The following is a 20,509-nucleotide window of genomic DNA, read 5'->3' as shown; positions in this document are numbered from 1 at the left end:
GAAATTCTCCACAAAAGATCTCGTTATTAAGATAAGACTCATAGAGTTATGATGGTGCTTTTAATAAGAAAATGCAATACCTTGAATTTACACATAAAGATAGCTCATCATTGAAATTTATATAAAAGAAGTTTGGTAAGAACACTATTAAGAAGGATCAACTATGAATAACTACAAACAGCTTACTATATTTTAACGATAAATAATATTTGCATTTATAGCTATCGATGATTCAATTTGAAAAATTACTCGTCAAATGGATATAACCTTTTTACGATTTTAAGTGGATGGTATATTGGACTTTACATCTTAAACACCAAAAAAACCGAAAACAATTAAGTTTACGGTTTTTTATAGCTGCTACAACATGTCATTATACAACGCAATAATCTCTTCCACCGTTGTTTCTCGTGGATTCCCTGGTGTGGTAACATCTTTTAACGCATCTTTAGCAATTTGTGGAATATCTTCTTTCTTCACACCTAATTCCGTCAAGTTTTGCGGAATGCCTACATCAATGCCTAGTTGCTTCACAGCAGAGACAGCTTTTTCTCGCACTTCTGACAACGGTAATTGATCAACCCCCGGGATATTAAATTTCTCAGCGATTTCGCGGTATTTTTCGCCTGTAAAATCTTTATTGTAATCCATAATTAGCGGCAATAAAGTTGCGCATGCCACACCGTGGGGAATATTGTACCAGGCACTTAATGGATGGGCCATGCCGTGAACCAAACCTAAACCAACATTCGAAAAGCCCATGCCAGCAATATATTGTCCCAATGCCATCGCTTCTCTAGCAGATTGATCTCCCGCAAAAGATTGACGTAATGAATTCGCAATTATTTCAATCGCTTTAATATGCAACATGTCGCTCATTTCCCAAGCGCCCTTAGTTACGAAACCTTCAATCGCGTGGGTCAAAGCATCCATTCCCGTTGCTGCGCATAAACTCTTTGGCATGCCCATCATCATATCGCTGTCGACAAAGGCCACCACCGGAATATCGTGAGGATCGACGCAGACAAATTTGCGATGATTTTTTGCATCAGTAATCACATAATTAATCGTTACTTCTGCTGCTGTACCAGAAGTTGTCGGCACTGCTAAAATCGGCAGACTTGGTTTTTTTGTCGCTGCGGTGCCTTCTAAACTAATCACGTCGGAAAATTCAGGATTTTCAATGATAATTCCAATTGCTTTTGCGGTATCAATCGGTGAGCCGCCGCCAATCGCCACAATATAATCTGCCTTCGCCACTTTACAAGCTGCAACGCCCGCTTGCACATCTTCAATCGTCGGATTTGGTACAATCTCATCAAAAATTTCATAAGCCAAATCAGCTTCCTGTAAAATAGTTATCACTTTTGTCGCCACTTCAAATTTCAGCAGATCTTTATCCGTCACTACTAAAGCTTTTTTGAAGCCGCGTTTTTTGGCTTCGTTGGCCACTTCGGTGATTGCGCCTTTCCCAAAATAACCTGTTTCATTTAAAATCATGCGATTTACAACCATTTTCTTGCCTCCATTAATATTTATTGTGATAAAAGTCGATAAACTCTAAAGCATCTTTTTTCTTTTTAAAAAAGATTTCTTCGGTTTTTATTACCGTTTTTAATTTGACACAGAAATTCATACCAACTTTATCTAAGTGCAGACTTTGAATTTGTTGGATCGGAAATAACATAAACTGCCCATCGCTAAAATCTAATAGTAAGTAATGATCGGTGCCGACAATCTGCCCGTTATAAGTAATAAACTGGCGATTGTTCTTGATTTCATCGATTAAACGTTTGTCTAATTTAGCCACTTCAGAAATTTTTTCTATCCCAAAATAACTACGTAAATCTTGCATTACTTCATTTTCTTGTAGTTTTTCTTTTTTCTTTTTCAGGAAATAAAAACCTAAAAATAAAATCAGATACAATCCTGCCAGTATTTGTAAATCTCGTGCTTGCAGATTTTTTTCAATCACGAGTCCGTTAACCATGTATAACACCAAGATTACCAACGCGCCTTTTAAAAAATAGTTCAGTTGGTATAAGGTTTTATCTAAAGTAACTTTTCTAAGTAAAATGCCTTGTCCACCCATCGTGGTTCCTCCTAACCTTTTTTCGCAATATATTGTTGAATTTCTTTTTCATAAGTCAGCTGTCGAATGTTAGCTAAAAAATCAGCTTCTTTGGCGATTTCGTATAATTTCGTGACTGCTTTCATATGACTTTTTTTATCTTTCGGTGCGACGATGACAATCACATCGACCGTTAAATTTTCCGAAAAATGAATCGGCTGATGGAGCTTTAATAACGACATCCCGACTTTATAGACGCCATCTTCTGGGCCAGCGTGAGGAATTGCGACGCCGGGTGCGATAACAAAATAAGGAAATTCTGGATCATAATTTTCAATAATCGTCTCCAAATAATCTTTGTGAATATATCCTTGATTAACTAGTGGTTTACCAGCAATTCTGATGGCTTCGGCTAATGAATCAACTTTCGGATAAATTTGAATATGGGAAACTGGCAATAATTCCACCAGCTCTGGATCGTTTTGACTTTTATTCACTTCCAAAGTGACATTGTTGGTTAAAATATAATTTTGCAAATCATCAACCAAACGCTGAAGATCCGTGACTTCACTGTTTTGTTGGATAATATTTACCAGTTGCGTCACCATCTGATGATTATGATTGCTGGTATTTGGTTGGAAATTAATTCGATTAGTGACTTCATTTTTCAGATTAATTTTCTCTTCATTGCTAAGAAAATGATTGATAAGAAAAACTTCTTTGTTGGTTTTTAGCGGCACCGTTGAAAAAACCACGTCGACTTGGCTCAAATCTTCTTTATAAAACTCTCTTAATGAGACATTTTTGGCGAAACGAATGTTATTGAACAACAGTTTTAATTCGCCAAACAGCAATTTTGAGACCGAAATTCCATGCTGACAAACCACGATCGCATCAATCGTACGCTTAGTTTGTTTTTCCAACTCTTCACTGACAAAACTCAGTAAAATAATCGACAGATAAATCAATTCGCCTTCTGGAAAAGTGATCTTTAAGTATTTTTCAATTCCAGAAATCGAACGTTTCACTAGCGGATGAATATATTCATAATCATCGACGGCTTTCACACTTAAAACTTCATTGTCTGGCAAACCAAATCGAATTCGATAATACGCCGGAATCAAATGCTGATACAAAGCTTGTTCTAACTGGCATTTATCTTTAATATTGGTGATCCCTAACACTTCAAAACTATTAATAAAGCGAATAATTTCTTGCTCCAGCTGCGGATCTTGATAATTCGAGCGAATCTTAATCAAGTTGGTACTCAACAGTTGAATCGAAATAAAATGAATTTCGTTGATACTGTCTTGCCCCGTTAAAAAGGGCGACAACGCCGTGCCGATTTTTTGATAAAAATCCGGCTCCACCATACGAATATAACCATCTAACAAACCATTCTCTAACGTATTGCCTTGTTTAAAACGATAGATACACATGGCAATCGTCAAATATAAATCTGTTCGTTTAAACTCAGTAAATTCTAAATCCAAATCCTCTTCCAAAACCTCGATTTTTTGCTTCAAAGCTTCAAAAATTTGCGGATCCATCTTAATTACTTGCAAAATTACTTTTAATTTCGTGGCACTATCTTCAAACTTGCGGATAAATTTAATCCCCAAACGGCGAATGTCACTTTCTTTCCCTTTCAAGAAAAACCCGGTCTTTCGGGAAAAAGAAAGCTCAATCTGCAACTCATCTAAATAGTCAGTTTGGAGTTTCTTCTTATCTTTAATCACCGTGTTTTTACTTATCTTTAGCCGCTCGGCCAAAGATTGCAATGTCTCGTGATGATGAAACAAGACGGCTAAATATAAGACAATTAGCCGCTGTTCATCACTAAAATGGAGCTCGGCGACAACACTTTTTAAATACGTTCTGATCTTTTTTTCTTCACCATCAAAAGTTAAGAAAATTCCGACTTTTTTAATGCTACCTAATTGATTTAATTGGAGTTCCTGATTAATTTTTCTAATCCGATAATCAAGTTTCCCTTTCGTCAAACTGAATTTTCTTTCCAGTGAAGTCAGACTGTTATTGCGATTTGACAAAATCATTTCTAAAAGTTGCACCGCCAAAACATCCATTGGTCTTCCCTCCTTGTTACTGTTAAAGCTTTATTATAATCTAATCAACATATCGCTCACGTTGGTTTCAAAATAATCGTTCAAAACTTCTTTTAACAAATACGGCGAGCGAGGTATCGCGTCAATCGTGTCTCCTGCAATATGAGAAGTAATCACAATATTATCTAAAGCCAACAATGGGTCGTCTTTTTTAATTGGCTCTTCCCAAACAACGTCCAGCGCAGCACCAGCAATTTTATGATTCTTCAAAGTTTCCACCAAATCAGCTTTATTGACGATATCTGGCCGTGCTGTATTTATCAAATAGGATGACGGTGGCATCAGATCAAATAAATCTCGGTTAATCATATTTTTCGTCTCAGGCGTCACTCGCACATGCAGCGAAACAATATCTGCTGTGCGGAATAAATCTGGCAAGTCGACAAACGTAATCTGCAATCCTTCTGCGGCGATTTTTTCTTGGTCGACAAATGGATCATACGCCAAAACTTCTACGCCTAAAGCATTCAAACGCTTCACAACTAGTTTGCCAATGTATCCTAAACCGACTAAACCGACTTTTAAATTCGCCAAAGTTGTTTTGTAAGGATCATTGGGGAACTGTTTCGGCCAAGCGCCCTGCATCACTTGCTGATGAGCAAAAGCAATATTTCGTGTAATCGCATACATCAAACCAATCGTGAAATCCGCGACTGGCTCGGCATTACGAATCACGTGAATCAAAGGAATTTCTCGCTTCTTGACTTCATCAGTGGCGATATGTTCCAAACCACCGCGACAAGTGCCGATTAATTTTAACTGCGGTGCAGCTGCCAGCATTGCTTTTGAAATCGGCGCGATATGCACCAATAAATAATCCGCTGTGGCTAATGCTTCCAAAATACCTTCAGGAATTTCCACCGCTTCTGGTCCTTTTTGCTCAATCAATTTAATTTTTTCTTGAAACTGTTCCTTATTTAAATCGGCATACCAGTTAAATTTTTCTATTTCAATTGGTTGTGGGACATTTAGTTGTTGCGCGGCATCGACTAAAGTTTCCCCACTGACTAAACCATCTCCAACTACGACAATTTTGCTCATCTAAACTGCGGCTCCTTTCTCAGCCAAAATTCCGGCTTCTTCTTCCATTTTTGCCATGCTTTCCAAGTAGGCGTGGATTGATTCTTTTTTGATTCTGACAAATAGATACAAAATAATGTAAACTACCACGGTAAGTCCGATCCAGAGTGGATTTTGCGTCATAAAGATCAAGAATAAAATCCCCATAATATGATTGGTCATCACAGCAAAACTACAAATCATCAACGCACCTTCTGGTAAATTCACACCAACATCAACCGCAACTTGGGTAAAAATTGGTGCCACTGCAGTAATAATATACAAACCACCAACACACCAAATCGTGCCACTAATCAATGATTTAAAAATATTCCCATTTGAAATACAAATAATTAATTCAATCATATAAGGAATTGCAATCAAATCGACCATTGGCAAAGTTTGGTTACCAGGTAAGAAAATCGCCAAAAGCAACACGATTGGAATCAATAACATCCCCGTTAAAAGAGTTGCTGTTTCACCATAACCCGCCGCATCATTGATCGCTAAATACCATACACGGTCTTTGCCGCCAGAAGATTTTGCGGTGCCTTTTGATGCATCGGTAATCGCTGTAAATGCCGAAGCAAAAATCCCAGCAATTTTCGGGAAGATCGCCATAATTGCTGAAGTCGAAATCCCGATAATCATAATTTCGCCCCAACCAGTCAAACTATCTAACCGCATGAAGTTACCGGCCATCCCTAAACATAAGCCTAAAACAAAGCCTAAAGAAGTTGGTTCTCCTAAAAAGCCTAATTTATCTTGCAAAGTTTCTGGATTCCAACGAACTTTATTAGCACCTAATTTTGTCAACAGAAAATCCATCAATAAAGCTAAAGGTACCGAACAAATATGATGTGGCGCACTCATGGTACAACGAGGATAACCATAGTAAATTGACCATCTTTTCGCCACAATTTCGGTAAAAGTTAAACAGTAAAGATTAGATAAGACCATCAAACCAATTGACAACCACAAATTGCCGGTAGAAATATACAACATCGAACCCCAAAGCATGAAAGAATAATTATTCCACAAATCAGACGGCATAAAAATATCGGTAAATTTAATAATAAATAAAACTGCCTGTAATACTAAACCTAGCGCCAAGAAAATCATACCGACCTGTGTCGAGTAAGCCACCACACTTGTCGCCTGCCAACCAGTATCCAAAATCCTTAAATTTACACCAGTTGTTTCCACCATCCGATTAATCGCGGGTGTCACAATCGGCGTGTACGCACCGATAATCATATTAAAACCAGTCAATCCGATTCCGGCATTCAACGCTGCATTAAACGCTTTTTTTGGCTTCACTTTCATGATTAAAGCAATAAAAAAGATAATCACTGGTACGACGATTGCCGCACCAAAGGCATCCATTATAGATGATAAAATATTTAGCATGTCATCGATCCTTCTTTCTTAATTTTCTATATATCTAAGCTATTTGCTTCATTTAATAAAGCTTCAAAAAATTCTTCTTCCCCCATACCTGAAAGTAAAGCCACCGCATTAATAGTTGGTAACTCATATTTGCGTTTTAATGGACTCGTGTGAACAATAATGTCCCATTTGCCGCTGGCTAGTTGTTCATCGACGCCACCAGGATTGACTTCCACCGTGCTGGCTTTATAACCATGCTCTTCTAAAAAATCTTTTACTTTTCCAGCCACCATCGAACTAGTAACAGTGCCAGAGCCACAGACTGAAATGATATTTAATTTTTTTGCCATTTTTATTTCCTCCTAATTTTTTGAAATTTATTTTTTACTCCGGGCTTCTAAAATTCCTGCTTTTGGAGTCACACCAAATTGATCGGCTAAATCCCACAATTGATCACTAGTAATTTTCTGTTTGAAGCCACCGGGAACACCGACAACTTTCATATAAATGTCCGCCGCTTTTTCCACCGTTTCCACTAAACCAAACGCATCATCCATCGATTGTCCAGCGCCCATAATCCCGTGATGTGGCCAAATAACAACACGTGAATCGTGCATTTTTTCCGCCGAAGCCAAACCAAGTTCCACTGTGCCAGCTACCATCCAAGGTAAAACAGAAACACCATCAGGGAACACCACTAAACATTCAGTAATCATTTCCCATAAAGAACGGGTAAATTTATTTTCATCTAAATCATGCACAAAAGTCATCGCCGACACCGCAATTGAATGACAGTGTAGAATCACTCGATGATTTTTATCTTCTGCTAAACGAACCGCGTGGCATTTTAGATGTGAAGCAAATTCACTGGTTGGTAAGCCGCCCCCTTCTAGGCCCCACAATACTTTGTAGCTACTGCCAGTTCCATCTAATTTAACAATCGCTAAATTCTTTGTCGGATTTTGGCAAATATTTTTAAAGTAGCTACCCGAAGCGGAAACTAAAAAGATTCGGTTCGCCAATTCCGGCACTTCAAAATCTAATTGTTTTTGATTAATCGCCGCATCAATATCTAAATATAAACGAACTTCCTCTTCATCTAAAAGGTAACTAATATTTCCACCATTTCTTTCGTCCCAACCGTTTTTCCATAAATTTTCGGTCACTTCCTGCATTTCTTTAATAAAAGGTGCTTGATAAATATCATGGATAATCATTCTTTTTCCTCACTTTCTTTTTTAAAAAAATTTGTGATTAAGTTAAAGATCTCAGTTTCATTTTCCTTACTAGCTAAATCCAGCATGGCTGCCTGATCCATAAACATTGCCATTAAATTTTGCAACAAGGTGAGTTGATCTTCCCCCTTGTTAAAGCCTAGAAAAAAAGCATAATCTGCATTGATGAATTGATCCGTAGTCCCCATTTGTCCAAATTTTACGGGATGTGCTAATTTTAAAATATAAATAAAAGGTTCTTTAATATGATTCGGATCTGTATGCGGGATCGCTACAGCACAAGTTGGGGTTTGCAAACCCGTCGGATATTCCGCTTCTCTTTGAATAATGGCATCGCTGTAGCTTTCATTAATAAAATTTTCCGCCAATAATTTTTGTTCAACAAATTGAACCAATGATTCAAAATTCTCATTCCCTTGATAAATATCGACTAATTTGGGATGAAAGAGATTATTAGTGATAAACATTTGACTTACCTCCCTTCAACTTGAACCAAGTTTAGCATGGCTATTTTACAAAAAGTATCCGCTTTCATCACAAAAAAAACATTCTACTGATAAAAAAGTGTGATCTAGTTATCGACGTCTTTTTCCACTGACTATTTTGGAGAACAAAAAAAAGACCTTGAAAAATTTCAAAGTCTTTCTAATTTAATACTATGCAATACCCACTAAAGACAACACAATTCCCAATGCTACTACTAGCGCAATCAATAAAGCAAAATTCATTTTTTTCTTAGATAGCAACCAGAAACACAATAGAGTGAACAGTAATGGAATAATACCAACAAATATTTGGTCTAGTACTTCTTGAATAACTAATTCCTGTCCGCCGCCTAAATTAAATTTTAAGCTCGATTGAAATGAGACGTTACTTGCAGTCATTCCGCCAATCATAATCAAACCTAAGATACTCGCCGCTTTTGTTAACACGCTGATCATGCCGGACGCATATAATTCCTCAATATATTTAGCACCGACAGAAAAACCAAATTTGGTCAGCGACCAACGGGTAATTAATGATGGAATATTGTAAACCAATAGAAAAATAATCGGTGCCAAAGGATTTCCTTGTTCTCCAAATGTCATAGCTATCCCAGCTGCGACTACTCGTAAAACGCCCCAAAATAATGTGTCACCTATTCCTGAAAATGGTCCCATTAAGCTAGCTTTTACAGTATTAATCGAGGAAGCATCAAAATCTTCTTTTTCGCTATTTTCTTTTTCCATTGAAGCTGCAAGTCCCATAATGAAAGTACCGACATTTGAAGTCGCATTGTACCAAGTAATATGTCGCTCTAAAGCAGCAATGCGATCCTCTTTTTTATCATAGTACTTATTGATAAAGGGCATCATGGCATAACAGAAGCCACTCCCACCTTGTTTCGCATAATTAAAAGGGGCAAACACGGTAAAAGATCTAAAAAAGATGGATCGTAACATTTTTTGTTCATCTGCTGAAATTGTTGCTGTTTGATTGCTCATGCTAAAAAGTCCTCCTCTTCCATTTCTGCTGCATCACCAGTAGCAGCTGTTGCCACCCCTGAGTTTTTCATTTTTAAAAAGTCTTGATCAATGCTTACTTGGATCACTGCTGCGATGATTCCTAAAGTAGCTACCGCAATCAATGGTAATTTCAGATAGGCTACACAAACAAAACCTAGCAAATAATAAACCGCTAATTTGTTTGACCAAACCATTTTCAATAGCATCGCGAAACCAACTGCCGGCAATAATCCAGCTACGACACCTAAACCATTTGTAATAAATTCTGGCAAACTATTAACAAAATTTGAAACCGGTGTTGCTCCTGCTAAAACGGATACAAAAATTACTACTGAAAAAATAATATATTTCAAAAACCAGACACCGTAATGCAAGAATACAATTCTTTTTTCATCGCCAGCTGCAGCTGCTTTATCAAACGCGCCTCCAAAACCCGAGCATAAAATATTGACACCAATTTCTAAAAGGCCACCTAAAAGTCCTAATGGTACAGCGATTGCCAAAGCGAATTTTTGATCGCCGCCACTTAAGATCGCAAAAGCAATAGCCAAGGTCGTTCCAAATGAAGGATTCAAAGAAACCGCCCCACCGACATTTACAGCACCGATAAATAGTGCTTGTAAGGCGGCACCTAAAATTAAACCTGTCTGTAAATCACCTAATAATAAACCGACTAAAGCACCAACAACAATGGGTTGATCGGCCATATTTTGTGCCAATAACCAATTCCCACCAAAACAAATGAAATAAGCAATGGCACACAGTAAAGCTGCTGTTAAAGTAGTCATGTCGCTTTTCCTCCTTCTTACATCATATCTTCAAGTTTTTTTGCACTATTATCTGGAATAATTTGGTGAACTACTTTTAGATTTGGAAGCTTCAATAAACGATCGAGGGCTTCGCTTTCTGCTTTACTTAATAAAATTGAAGAACCGATTGCTAATTTTTCTTCTTTTGGAACACCATCGAAACGGCCAACATTGGCTAAGTTGACTCTTTCAACTAATGTACCTAAAGCTTGGGCTAATTTTTCTGCATCGGTCACATTACCTACAATCACCATTAAATCTGCTTCTTTCGCTTTTGGATTGTCAAAAAAGGTAACTGTATCCTCAACTGAACGAATCAACGCTTTTACATCTGATGGCAATGCCATTTTTAATGACATTTGTTGCGTCTTATCTTGACTTGCCCCATCATTGGCCACAATAATACGATTCACACCTAATGCTTTGGGCCATGTTAAAGCAATTTGTCCATGAATTAACCGATCATCTACTCGTAAATCTTTAATCATTAGTACCACTCCTTTTTAAATAAAATCATCTTCAGCATCTTCAGTCATATCTATGTGAACCAGTGATAGTTCTTGACGACATTTTTCAACTAACTCTTCTACCATTGAACTAGTTAATGTCTCACCAGCCAGAATAATTTCTAACAAAATAGGTAAATTAAAGCCTGTAATCAGGTGAAAATCATACTTGTTTTTATAATTCACCATTTTTTGATTCACACTACCGCCATATAAATCAGTAAAAACAATGTACTCATCTTGATCGTTATATTTTTCAAAAAAATCATCTATTTTTTCTGTATAATCGGTATCATCCACATAGGCATCGATCACAGTAATTTCCGACCGTTCGCCAATTAACAAGTTTAAACTTCCCTGAATACCTGACGCGAAGGTGCTATGAGTTGCAATTAGAATATTACGCATTTTTTACCTCCTGTTTCATTTCATTGGTTATAGAAAAATTCCTAACTTTACGCCGTCCATCTGAATATTTGTTTCCATTGCTTCATTAATATCTGCCAAATCAAAACGATGAGTAATGATTTCGTTTATTGGTAAATTTTGTTGCTTCGCTTCTTTTAAAAATTCACACGCTTGAATCCAGTCAATTGATTGGTACGTCCACGAGCCCACTACTTTAATTTCTTTATTGCAAATATCTAAATGGGGATTATAAGTTGCCTCACCGTTATCAACAAAGAAACCCAATTCACACATTCCTCCAGCACGACGAACATATTTCCAAATGGCTGCTGCAGCTTTAGGTGAACCCGTACATTGAAAGGCAAAGTCAGCACCTTTTCCATTTGTTAAAGCTTTTACTTCCGCGACAGGATCATCACTTTCAGCTATATTAACCGTCCAATGGGCTCCTAATTTTTTAGCCAAAGCTAAACGATTTTTGTCGCCATCAACAGCAATGATATTTCTGACACCCATAGTTCTGACTAAAGTTAATAGTAACAACCCAATTGGTCCGCAACCTTGAATAACTACATTTGAATGATGTTTAAAATTTGTAATCTCCTTGGCTTTTTCTACAGCATGAACTACGACAGCAGCAGGTTCGATCAGCATTCGCAAGTCTAAATCCATATCGCTAACGTTGAAAATAACACTGTTAGGATTGATTTTAATATATTCACCAAACCAACCATTTAAGAAATGCTCTTTCCCTGGCAGCAACCCATAAATCGCACCATTCTCACACAAATGTAGGTTTTCAGGATCATTTAAACAAGTGTCGCATTCACCACAAGGTTTTAAACCAGTCACAATTTTGTCGCCCACTTTTAACGGTTTGCCATAATAATCTTCGGTTACATTTTTTCCAATTTTAATGATTTCTCCGGTTCCTTCATGCCCTAGATGGATCGGAATATAATTAAATGGATCTCCTTTGTATTCATGGACATCAGTCCCACAAATACCACATGCTTCAACTTTTACTAAAAGCTCATCCTCATTAATTTCTGGAATCTCAACTTCTTTAAGCTCGATTGTTTTTTCACCAGTCAAAACAGCAATTTTACTAGATTTTGTCATCAGATTTCCTCCTTATGCCTTATTAGATGATCCAAACACACGAATTTTTGCAGCAATATTTTCTTTAACTAATTCGATTGTTTTCATGTCTACATCAAATAGAAAAGCATCATTATTTTCGTTTAAATAATCTCGTAAACCATTCGTAACTTCGTATGACATGGTGGAATAATAATTGATTTTAGTAATCCCATTTTTTATCGATTCGCGATATTCTTCATCTTTCAAACCAGAACCACCGTGCATGACCAATGGTTTATTGGTTTTATCATGAATTTCTTTAATTCGTTGATAATTCAAATGAGGTTCGGCTTTATATAATCCATGAACTGTACCAAAAGCAATCGCTAATGCATCCACGTCAGTAGCTTTAACAAATTCCGCTGCTTCTGCAACATTAGTGTAAGTATCATCCATCTGGTCATAATCTAAATCACCACTGCCGTCTTCTGCGTTCATAATCCCTAATTCAGCTTCCACCGAGACATTTAATGCTCGAGCAATTTCCAAGACTTGATTAGTCCGCGTGATATTTCCTTTAAAAGGTTGGGTCGATGCGTCTACCATGACAGAGGTAAAACCTAAGTGCATGGCCTTAACAATTGTGTCAAAATTTTCACCATGATCTAAATGGACAACTACCGGTACCTTGGCTGTCTGTGCCAGTTGTAAATACATCGATGCCGCCTGCTCCAAAGAAATGTATTGTCCATGAACCTCCGCAAATTGCAAAATCACTGGTGCGTTTTCAGCTTCTGCAGCTGCAATAATTCCTCGCGCTGTATTTAAATCAGTCGCATTAAAAGCTCCTACAGCATATTTTTCAGTTTTAGCCTTTTCTAATACCGTTTTTAAATTTACTAACATTCCTTCAACTTCCCTTCAAAAAGTTTGTGTTCTTTTTTACAAGGTCAGAATACCATAGAAAAATACGCTTACATTCAAATGAAAAGCAAGAAGGATTTCGGTCAAAAAAAATGCCCTAACATGACTGAAATTAGTCATATTGAGGCATTACATTATAAAATTTCTATTTATCCGCTATTTTTCACCGTTCAAATTTAAAATTTGGCAGGTTTTAATCATTCCAATAAATTAATTCATAGTCTAAACCATTCTCCTCCGGCATAAATTTAGCTGCTGGTTTTTTATCCGTAATCATGTAATCAATTTTTTGTGCTGGCACACTTTGGAAAGTATAATGCTTATCAAATTTAGAATAATCTAACAATAAAGCCACCTTTTGACTGTTAGCAATCACTGTTTTTTTGATCCCTGCCTCTGATTCTAAAATATCTGATGCGCCAAACAGATTGTCATAACCACGACAAGAAACAAAGGCAAAATCTACCTGTAACTCCCGCAAAAGCTTCTCACTTAATGAACCACCTACCTTACCATCAGTTACTAAACCACCTATACAATACACATTATTTTTCGGCTGACTGTCTATTTCTAACGCTGTCATCAAATTAGGAGTAATAACTTTGACGTTTTCTCTATTTTTACCAATTTTTTCAGCTAAAAAACGACTGGTTGAGCTAGCATCTAAAAAGACTGTCGAATAATCCTCGATGAAATCAATCGCTAATTCAGCGATCAAGCTTTTTTCTTCGGTATTGATTTTGTATTTTATTAAATAGGGATTTTCAATCAAATTATCTTTGATTAAAACTGCCCCGCCGGCTGTTCTTTTTACTAATTTTAATTTTTCTAAAGCTGTTAAATCTCGTCGAATCGTACTTTCACTATAATGCAACTGAGTAACCAAACCTGCTACTGAGACATACTTCTTTTGGTTCAATATTCTAATAATCGCTTCCTGTCTACTTTTCATTCTTACACCTCATATTTTGTTTTTTAGAATAATACTATAGACTGAACAGAAAACCAATAGAAAATAAGTCTCTTTATGATTCATATGGACAAATCCATATTCAACAAATTTTTTTATACTCTTGTGGATATTTTCATATTTGATAGAAAAATTTGATTAAGTATAATTGTGCTATCATTTGTTATTTTAGAAATTATTAATCAAATAAAAAAACCAAACAGCTAGAAAAAAATCCCTAACTGTTTGTCCTCATTTATGATTACTAAAAAGTATTTTGCTAAAGTTGATTACTCACCCATCACCATCACGTAACAAGTTCGATTTCGTTCTCTGTTTTGATCAAAATCAATGAAATAAACCGAGCCAACCTCACCGGTCATAATCTTTCCCTCGGATACCACAAAGGTTTCACTGGCGCCAAAAAATGATGCACGAATGTGAGCATCACCATTTAATATAGTCGAAGGATCGCCTTGGTAATCAGGATTTTGGATTGCCAATAAAAAATCTAAATGTTTCGGTCCGGGATAACGATATCCCGTATCCTCTGATAGCTCACGAGGAACGATTTTATCTAAAATTCGGTTTAAATCGACTTGTAAATATTCGTCACCGTTCCAATCTAAATCATGCATAAATTCTTCAAAAATAACTGAACAAGTAGTATGTGGTGATTGGATCACGCACATTCCGTTGGTGATACCACTATTAGCCACCAGTTCTTTGATTTCTTTGGTAATGTTATGATAACTCACTCTTCGACCATTGGAACGCAGCGTTAAATCTTCTTTTTTGAAAATCATTAATTGGCCTCCTTTTTATATTTTGCGACTGTTGCAATCATTTCTTCGGCAATTTTTAAAGGATTTTCTGCAGCTACAATGCCACTTGTGCCACCAGTCGCATCGGCTCCTGATTTTAAGGCTTTTTCTACATCTGCGACTGTTGAAATGCCGGCTCCTTGTAAAATTAAAATATCAGGATTCACTTGACGAACGGCTTCGTTGGTTTCTTTCATATAATCAACATCACTGGATTTTCCAGTTCCGATTAATTCAGTCGGTTCACACACCATCATATCTGGTGCTAATGTGGCGATTGTTTGAGCTTCGGCGATCGAGTTGGCGCAGGCAATCGTTAAAATTCCCAGAGCTTGTGCTCGTTTGATAGCATTAACCAAATCTTCTACCATCATGGGATGTTCGGCGTGATTTAAAAAGGTTGCTTCCGCGCCAGCAGCTAAAATACTTTCCGGCAATATTTTTCCCATACCGCGACCGATTTGATGTCCATCCATATGCTGAGCAGTGACAAATAAGTGCTGAACAGCTTGACTTACGCGATACAAATCGGCATGTTGGCAAGTAAATAAGATATCCACATCATACTTTTCAGCTAATTGATCTAAAGCAATCGCAAATTGAACAGCCTCTTCACCAAATAGATAAGATTTAGGATTCACCGAAAAAAAAGGTGTTCGCAAGGTTCTTTTTGACATTTAAACGCCTCCAGTCTAATGAAATAGATTGAAGTAAAAATTTTTACATTCTTACTTCAATCCCCTCTTTATTCTTTTAATTTTGCTTCGATTTCTTGATACATCGCATCAGCACCAATACCCGTCAATAAAGGAATGCCCATAATGACTTTGTCTTTGATTTTATCTGGCACAACAGTGGTCGTTACAACCACATCATAGTCATCAATTTTGTTGACTTCATCTGCAACTTTTGATTGGTATAATTTGACTTCATTTTCTAAGCCTTTTTCCTTCAGCCATTCTTTCATTTTGCCCGTTACAACAGTCGAAGTTGCTACACCGGTGCCACACATAATCAGTAATTTTTTCATTTAAAACAGTCCTCTCAAATTTGTCTTATGCATTTTGACTTTGTTTTTTTGGTAAAACTTTATTCACGTAAATCATTAAGGCTAAAATAACAATTCCAATGGCAATTAGTCCACCCCAGCTAAATAATTTCGTCAAGCCCACATACATCCAAGTTGTCCATAAACCACCTTCTGCTAAAGCTGTAATTGACGCTTGTCCTTGTAAATCAAAGCTGGCTGCTTTTGCTGCACTAGTTACTAATGGTGCCACCCATGAAGTAATGTATAAAATTGAAGCCATATACATGGTTCCTGCAATAATTGTCCGAATAATATTGCCATTAAAAACAGCTGCCATTAAACAAACTAGAAATGGAATCGTCGCCAAGTCACCAAATGGTAAGGTGGTATTGCCTGGTAAAATAACTGCTAAGAAAATTGTAATTGGCACTAAAATTAAAGAAGATGACAAAACTGCCGGATGTCCAACTGATAACGCCGCATCCATCCCAATATATAATTCTCGCCCTGGAAAACGTTTTTGGACAAATGTATTGGCTGCTTCTGAAATAGGTGTCAAACCTTCCATCAATAATGAAACCATCCGTGGCATAATCACCATTACCGCACTGGTTTGGATCGCTAATTGTCCAATGCCGGCAACATCATACCCAGCTAAAATACCCATTGCTAACCCGATAATAAAACCCATTACAGTGGAATCACCAAAGACACCAAATTTTTCTTGAATCGTTTCTGGATCGGCCTTCCAATTTTTAATCCCCGGAATTCGATCAAACAACCAATTAAACGGTAAAGCAATAATAAAACCGGGAATCGCTGTTCCGTGAGGGAAAGTAATATTTGGAAAACTATAAAATTTATTAATAACAGGACCAAGAATATCACCAAATACTAAAATCATCATCGTGTAAATAACAGTCGCTGCAATCCCCATCGCAAAATTATTGGTTAAAGCATAGACCAATGAAGCGATAAAAGCTGCGTGCCAAAGATTCCAAACATCGACATTTAAAGTCTTCGTTAAACCAACAACAATCAAAATTACATTTAAAGCAACCGCAATCGGAATCGCTAAAGAACCTAAAATCGTACCATAAGAAATCGCGGCAGCTGCCGGCCAACCTACATCTATCGTTGTTAAGTTCAGCCCAAAGCGTTCTACCATCGCTTGTGCGGCGGGTCCTAAACTATTTGTCAATAAATCGATCACCAAGTTCAAGCCGACAAATCCTACACCCACCGTTAATGCTGCCGAGAAAGCTTTCCCCGGTTTTGTTCCTAAAGCCAAACCAAAAATAAATATCAAAATCGGTAACACAACTGTTGCACCTAAATCGACAAACCACTGTAATGCATCTAACATAATTTTCCCCTCCTTGATTAATAAAGCCCACTTTCATGAATGATTGATAAATAATCGGCAGTTTGATCAACTGCTAATAATTGCTGTAAAACTCCTTCTGTTTGAAACATCGCAATCAAATTTTGAAGCATTGTTAGTTGTTGATGCGGTTCTTTTAAAGCCAACATGAATAAAATTTGGACTTTCACCGGTTGATCGGTGGTACCCATTTGAAAGAAGCTGACTGGTTGTTTTAAAGATAAGAAACCAACTTGTGAACGATGAACAAATTCGCTATCGGTATGAGGTAATGCCACACCAATACCATTCACATCTAAACCTGTTGGAAAAGCCTCCTCTCTTTTTAAAATATTCTGATAAAAATCAGTCGTCACAAGTTTTTTTTCTTGAAAGACTTCTGCCAGACTTTTTAACGCCTCCGCAGCTGAGTCTGCTTCTTGCTGAAACAAAGTAATCTCTTCATTAAAAAACTCAGTCATAATTGTCATTCCTCTCTGAACGTAGAATTTGAATAATTTCGGTAGCCGATTCACAAGCAATCAGTTGCTGGATCTTAGCTTGGGAACTTAAAATGTTATAAATAGAGGCCAGCATATTTTTAGCAACTGGCATGTCCTCTTCAGAAATCGCTAATAAAACAACTAAACGAATCTCTGTCTCGCCCCATTTTATCGGTTTTTTTAAAGTGATAATGGCGGCTTTGGTCGCTAAAACTGTCTCGGGGCTGGCATGAGGAATCGCCACGCCAGTACTCAATCCCGTTGAACCTAATTTTTCTCGTTCAAAAATCGCTTCTTTAAAATCTTCCGTCACGTAGCCTTTTAAGTGAAATTGCTGATTTAAAAACAACAGTACTTCTGCTTGGCTTGCCAATGTTAAATTCAAAAAAATCAACTGCGGATCTAAGACCGTCGAAATCGAATAAGAAGTTGAATAAATTGCTTTTGTCTTGAAACTTTTTTCTTTGGCGACGATTTGGGATAATTGTTTAATAATGGCATTGATTTCTTCATAAGTTGGCAAAGCAGAAACATAAGCAACTGGAATGCCTTGGGTATCAGACAACTTAATAGCAGTAATAATTAAATCAACATCTTTTAAAGTTTTTTCTTGATACTCTTGATAATCCACCACTTCAATAATGTTGACTGTCGGCAGATTTTGCCGAATCCGTTGGTAAATTAATTGAGAAGTCCCTAAACCTGTTGGACAGACAATTAAGATATGTTTGGCCGAACGAATTTTTTCAAAGGCCAGTTGAAAATGAATCGTTAAAAAACTAATTTCGTCGTCGGTTAATTTAATCTCGAAAATATCTTCAATTACAGCAACACCATATTTAACTAAAGTGAACATGGTTGAATATTGGGCAATAATTTGTTCTTTTAAAGGATTTTTTATTTCAACCCCAATTTGTAAACGAAAAATCATCGGCGAAATATGGGCACTAAGAGAATTAAACAAGCGTTCATCATGACTCAAATCAACATCAATCAACAACGACATGCGGGCAATTAACTTTTTCACCCCATCAGTAATCGTCTCGTTTGATTCCTGAAAATTTGGTTCAATCCCATGGGCGACTAAAAAAGAACACAAATAATAAATATCCGACTTAGAAAAAATAATATTCATTTCTCGGCTGCATTGCTCCGACAAGGCGATGGCGGTCATATACATCTGCATATTTTCCATATCACTAAATAACAAATTGGTATTTTCCCGATGATGGTGACCGATTTTGACCCGATTGATTAAAATCAGTAACTCATTTCGAAGGGAGTGAATGATATAAGCGTTAGGGAAATTCCCTTCCTGCAAACTAGTAATAAATTGTTCAACAATAGTGATAATTCCTTCATTAAATAACTCTATTTCTTGTTCATTACTGAGAGAATTAGTGGCTTGATACTTTTCCAAATAATCTTTAAAAGCCAATTGAATCCCCGCTTCATCCCCATTCACCGACAAGCCAGGAGACACTCTTTGCAAGACCAGCTGTCGTTCTGTTAAATAATCCTCAATCAAATCAATGTCTTTTTTTATCGTTTGGGTGCTAATAAAAAAATAATCAGCATATGCTTGATAACTGCAATAATCGTTTGAAAATAGCATCTCTGCAAAAATAAATAACCGCCGATACTGACCATCATAAGCATCATGACTGGTGACTATTTCACCCAACATCAGCTTTAATTTCCCACGACTCTCATCATTACCGACTAAACGAATTCCTTTTCTCGGAATTTTTTCAATCGACATTTGGTACGGTGCTAAAAATTCTTGAATATTCACCAAGTCTTTGTAAATGGTTTTTGTGGAAACTTGTAATTTTTCAGTAAAATACTGAGCAGACTGGTAACTTTTTTGGCGAATCAACATTTTCAAAAATTCTTTTTCCCTCTCTCTAAGATTCAAACTAATCACCTCTTAAGCGTTTCCATATTTTTATACTACCGTCAAAGATTACTGACGGATATTGTTTTATAGTTCCAGATTAATGTAGAACTATTGATTTTTTTGCACTTATTTCTAATAAAAATCCCCTGATTATTACTTTTTCAAAAAGCCACTTACCTATATTTTTGTTGAAAATAAAGAAAGAGCCTCTATAAATGCTTCAATTCTGCATCTATAAATGCTCTTTCCAAGATAACAAGCGACTATTCAATTAAGATTGTTTACGGTAATCAACTGATGTTTAACGAATGGTTTTGACCTGTTCCAGATCCATATGATTTTCAAAATTGCCATATTTGAAAGAATTGGCGGGGACTATGCCGTCAGCTAGTTTTAACGTATCCACCCTGACGCCGAATATTGGTAAAACCCAAAGTTTCAGGGACAGCATTTTTTACCGCATTTAGTATTCCTTTATCCGGGCAATCACGGCTTTTTCTGTTTCAATTACATCTTTTTAACCAACTCATTTCATCCCAACTTTCTTTTTTAAAAAATATTGTAATCGATTACCAATTTTTAAACAATTTGAATTTTAGCTTATAGTTGATTAAATAACAATCTTGTACCTTCCCACCAATTTGGAAACCCATTTAACTTTTCAACATATGCATCATGCATCATTCGTTACAAAACTAACGTACCGTAAATAAAATACTAGCTTTAATAAGAGAAAACAAACTAACATAATTCCATTCAGAAACGTTTACAGAATCAATGTAACTGTCTTAATAAAACTAAGTAGCAAAAAAATATCCAAATAAC

At 36.6% G+C, this 20,509-nt stretch carries 21 protein-coding genes; all 21 read right to left on the bottom strand.

The genetic code is table 11. The features are described from left to right. Window positions 1-360: 360 nt before the first annotated feature. Window positions 361-1,515: a lactaldehyde reductase gene (fucO, locus tag ACVWNY_RS15675; protein ID WP_454071899.1), complete on the bottom strand. Its 1,155-nt coding sequence runs from the start codon at window positions 1,513-1,515 to the stop codon at window positions 361-363. A 13-nt stretch (window positions 1,516-1,528) separates the two neighbouring features. Beyond that, complete coding sequence (locus ACVWNY_RS15670; RefSeq protein WP_454071898.1) at window positions 1,529-2,092, bottom strand: hypothetical protein; 564 nt, start codon at window positions 2,090-2,092, stop codon at window positions 1,529-1,531. An 11-nt stretch (window positions 2,093-2,103) separates the two neighbouring features. Beyond that, window positions 2,104-4,158: a BglG family transcription antiterminator gene (locus tag ACVWNY_RS15665; RefSeq protein WP_454071897.1), complete on the bottom strand. Its 2,055-nt coding sequence runs from the start codon at window positions 4,156-4,158 to the stop codon at window positions 2,104-2,106. Window positions 4,159-4,191: 33 nt separating this feature from the next. After that, complete coding sequence (locus ACVWNY_RS15660) at window positions 4,192-5,238, bottom strand: 2-hydroxyacid dehydrogenase (protein ID WP_438720918.1); 1,047 nt, start codon at window positions 5,236-5,238, stop codon at window positions 4,192-4,194. Continuing rightward, a complete protein-coding gene (locus ACVWNY_RS15655) occupies window positions 5,239-6,666 on the bottom strand; it encodes a PTS galactitol transporter subunit IIC (RefSeq protein ID WP_218325532.1) in 1,428 nt (475 codons plus the stop codon). A gap of 26 nt (window positions 6,667-6,692) precedes the next feature. Further along, window positions 6,693-6,995, bottom strand: coding sequence for a PTS sugar transporter subunit IIB (locus ACVWNY_RS15650; protein WP_454071896.1), 303 nt, complete (start codon window positions 6,993-6,995; stop codon window positions 6,693-6,695). A gap of 27 nt (window positions 6,996-7,022) precedes the next feature. After that, a complete protein-coding gene (gene rhaD / locus ACVWNY_RS15645; protein ID WP_454071895.1) occupies window positions 7,023-7,862 on the bottom strand; it encodes a rhamnulose-1-phosphate aldolase in 840 nt (279 codons plus the stop codon). After that, window positions 7,859-8,347: a PTS sugar transporter subunit IIA gene (locus ACVWNY_RS15640; RefSeq protein ID WP_454071894.1), complete on the bottom strand. Its 489-nt coding sequence runs from the start codon at window positions 8,345-8,347 to the stop codon at window positions 7,859-7,861. The genes rhaD and ACVWNY_RS15640 overlap by 4 nt, the downstream gene beginning before the upstream one ends. Window positions 8,348-8,536: 189 nt before the next feature. Continuing rightward, on the bottom strand, window positions 8,537-9,364 hold the full coding sequence (locus ACVWNY_RS15635; RefSeq protein WP_218325528.1) for a PTS system mannose/fructose/sorbose family transporter subunit IID: 828 nt from the start codon (window positions 9,362-9,364) through the stop codon (window positions 8,537-8,539). Beyond that, window positions 9,361-10,173: a PTS mannose/fructose/sorbose/N-acetylgalactosamine transporter subunit IIC gene (locus tag ACVWNY_RS15630; protein WP_454071893.1), complete on the bottom strand. Its 813-nt coding sequence runs from the start codon at window positions 10,171-10,173 to the stop codon at window positions 9,361-9,363. Before ACVWNY_RS15630 ends, ACVWNY_RS15635 begins: the two co-directional genes overlap by 4 nt. Before the next feature lie 17 nt (window positions 10,174-10,190). Beyond that, on the bottom strand, window positions 10,191-10,682 hold the full coding sequence (locus ACVWNY_RS15625; RefSeq protein WP_454071892.1) for a PTS sugar transporter subunit IIB: 492 nt from the start codon (window positions 10,680-10,682) through the stop codon (window positions 10,191-10,193). Between the two features lie 15 nt (window positions 10,683-10,697). Further along, complete coding sequence (locus ACVWNY_RS15620; protein WP_454071891.1) at window positions 10,698-11,108, bottom strand: PTS sugar transporter subunit IIA; 411 nt, start codon at window positions 11,106-11,108, stop codon at window positions 10,698-10,700. Window positions 11,109-11,135: 27 nt separating this feature from the next. Further along, complete coding sequence (locus ACVWNY_RS15615) at window positions 11,136-12,230, bottom strand: zinc-dependent alcohol dehydrogenase (protein WP_454071890.1); 1,095 nt, start codon at window positions 12,228-12,230, stop codon at window positions 11,136-11,138. 12 nt (window positions 12,231-12,242) lie between these two features. Beyond that, window positions 12,243-13,097 carry a class II fructose-bisphosphate aldolase gene (locus ACVWNY_RS15610; RefSeq protein WP_454071889.1) on the bottom strand — a complete coding sequence of 285 codons (855 nt, stop codon included), beginning with the start codon at window positions 13,095-13,097 and terminating at the stop codon, window positions 12,243-12,245. Between the two features lie 211 nt (window positions 13,098-13,308). Next, on the bottom strand, window positions 13,309-14,067 hold the full coding sequence (locus tag ACVWNY_RS15605) for a DeoR/GlpR family DNA-binding transcription regulator (protein ID WP_218325522.1): 759 nt from the start codon (window positions 14,065-14,067) through the stop codon (window positions 13,309-13,311). A gap of 287 nt (window positions 14,068-14,354) precedes the next feature. Next, complete coding sequence (locus tag ACVWNY_RS15600; protein ID WP_454071888.1) at window positions 14,355-14,870, bottom strand: YjbQ family protein; 516 nt, start codon at window positions 14,868-14,870, stop codon at window positions 14,355-14,357. Beyond that, on the bottom strand, window positions 14,870-15,565 hold the full coding sequence (locus ACVWNY_RS15595; RefSeq protein WP_454071887.1) for a triose-phosphate isomerase: 696 nt from the start codon (window positions 15,563-15,565) through the stop codon (window positions 14,870-14,872). The genes ACVWNY_RS15600 and ACVWNY_RS15595 overlap by 1 nt, the downstream gene beginning before the upstream one ends. A 68-nt stretch (window positions 15,566-15,633) precedes the next feature. Next, a complete protein-coding gene (locus ACVWNY_RS15590) occupies window positions 15,634-15,918 on the bottom strand; it encodes a PTS sugar transporter subunit IIB (RefSeq protein ID WP_218325519.1) in 285 nt (94 codons plus the stop codon). Between the two features lie 25 nt (window positions 15,919-15,943). Then, a complete protein-coding gene (locus tag ACVWNY_RS15585; RefSeq protein WP_218325518.1) occupies window positions 15,944-17,284 on the bottom strand; it encodes a PTS galactitol transporter subunit IIC in 1,341 nt (446 codons plus the stop codon). Between the two features lie 17 nt (window positions 17,285-17,301). Next, a complete protein-coding gene (locus tag ACVWNY_RS15580) occupies window positions 17,302-17,763 on the bottom strand; it encodes a PTS sugar transporter subunit IIA (protein ID WP_454071886.1) in 462 nt (153 codons plus the stop codon). Further along, window positions 17,756-19,702: a BglG family transcription antiterminator gene (locus ACVWNY_RS15575; protein WP_461211747.1), complete on the bottom strand. Its 1,947-nt coding sequence runs from the start codon at window positions 19,700-19,702 to the stop codon at window positions 17,756-17,758. The genes ACVWNY_RS15580 and ACVWNY_RS15575 overlap by 8 nt, the downstream gene beginning before the upstream one ends. Window positions 19,703-20,509 lie beyond the last annotated feature (807 nt).

The organism is Enterococcus sp. JNUCC 77, from assembly GCF_054819945.1.
The sequence above is the reverse complement of the archived record's forward strand: the minus strand, read 5'-3'. Positions and strand labels throughout refer to the sequence as shown.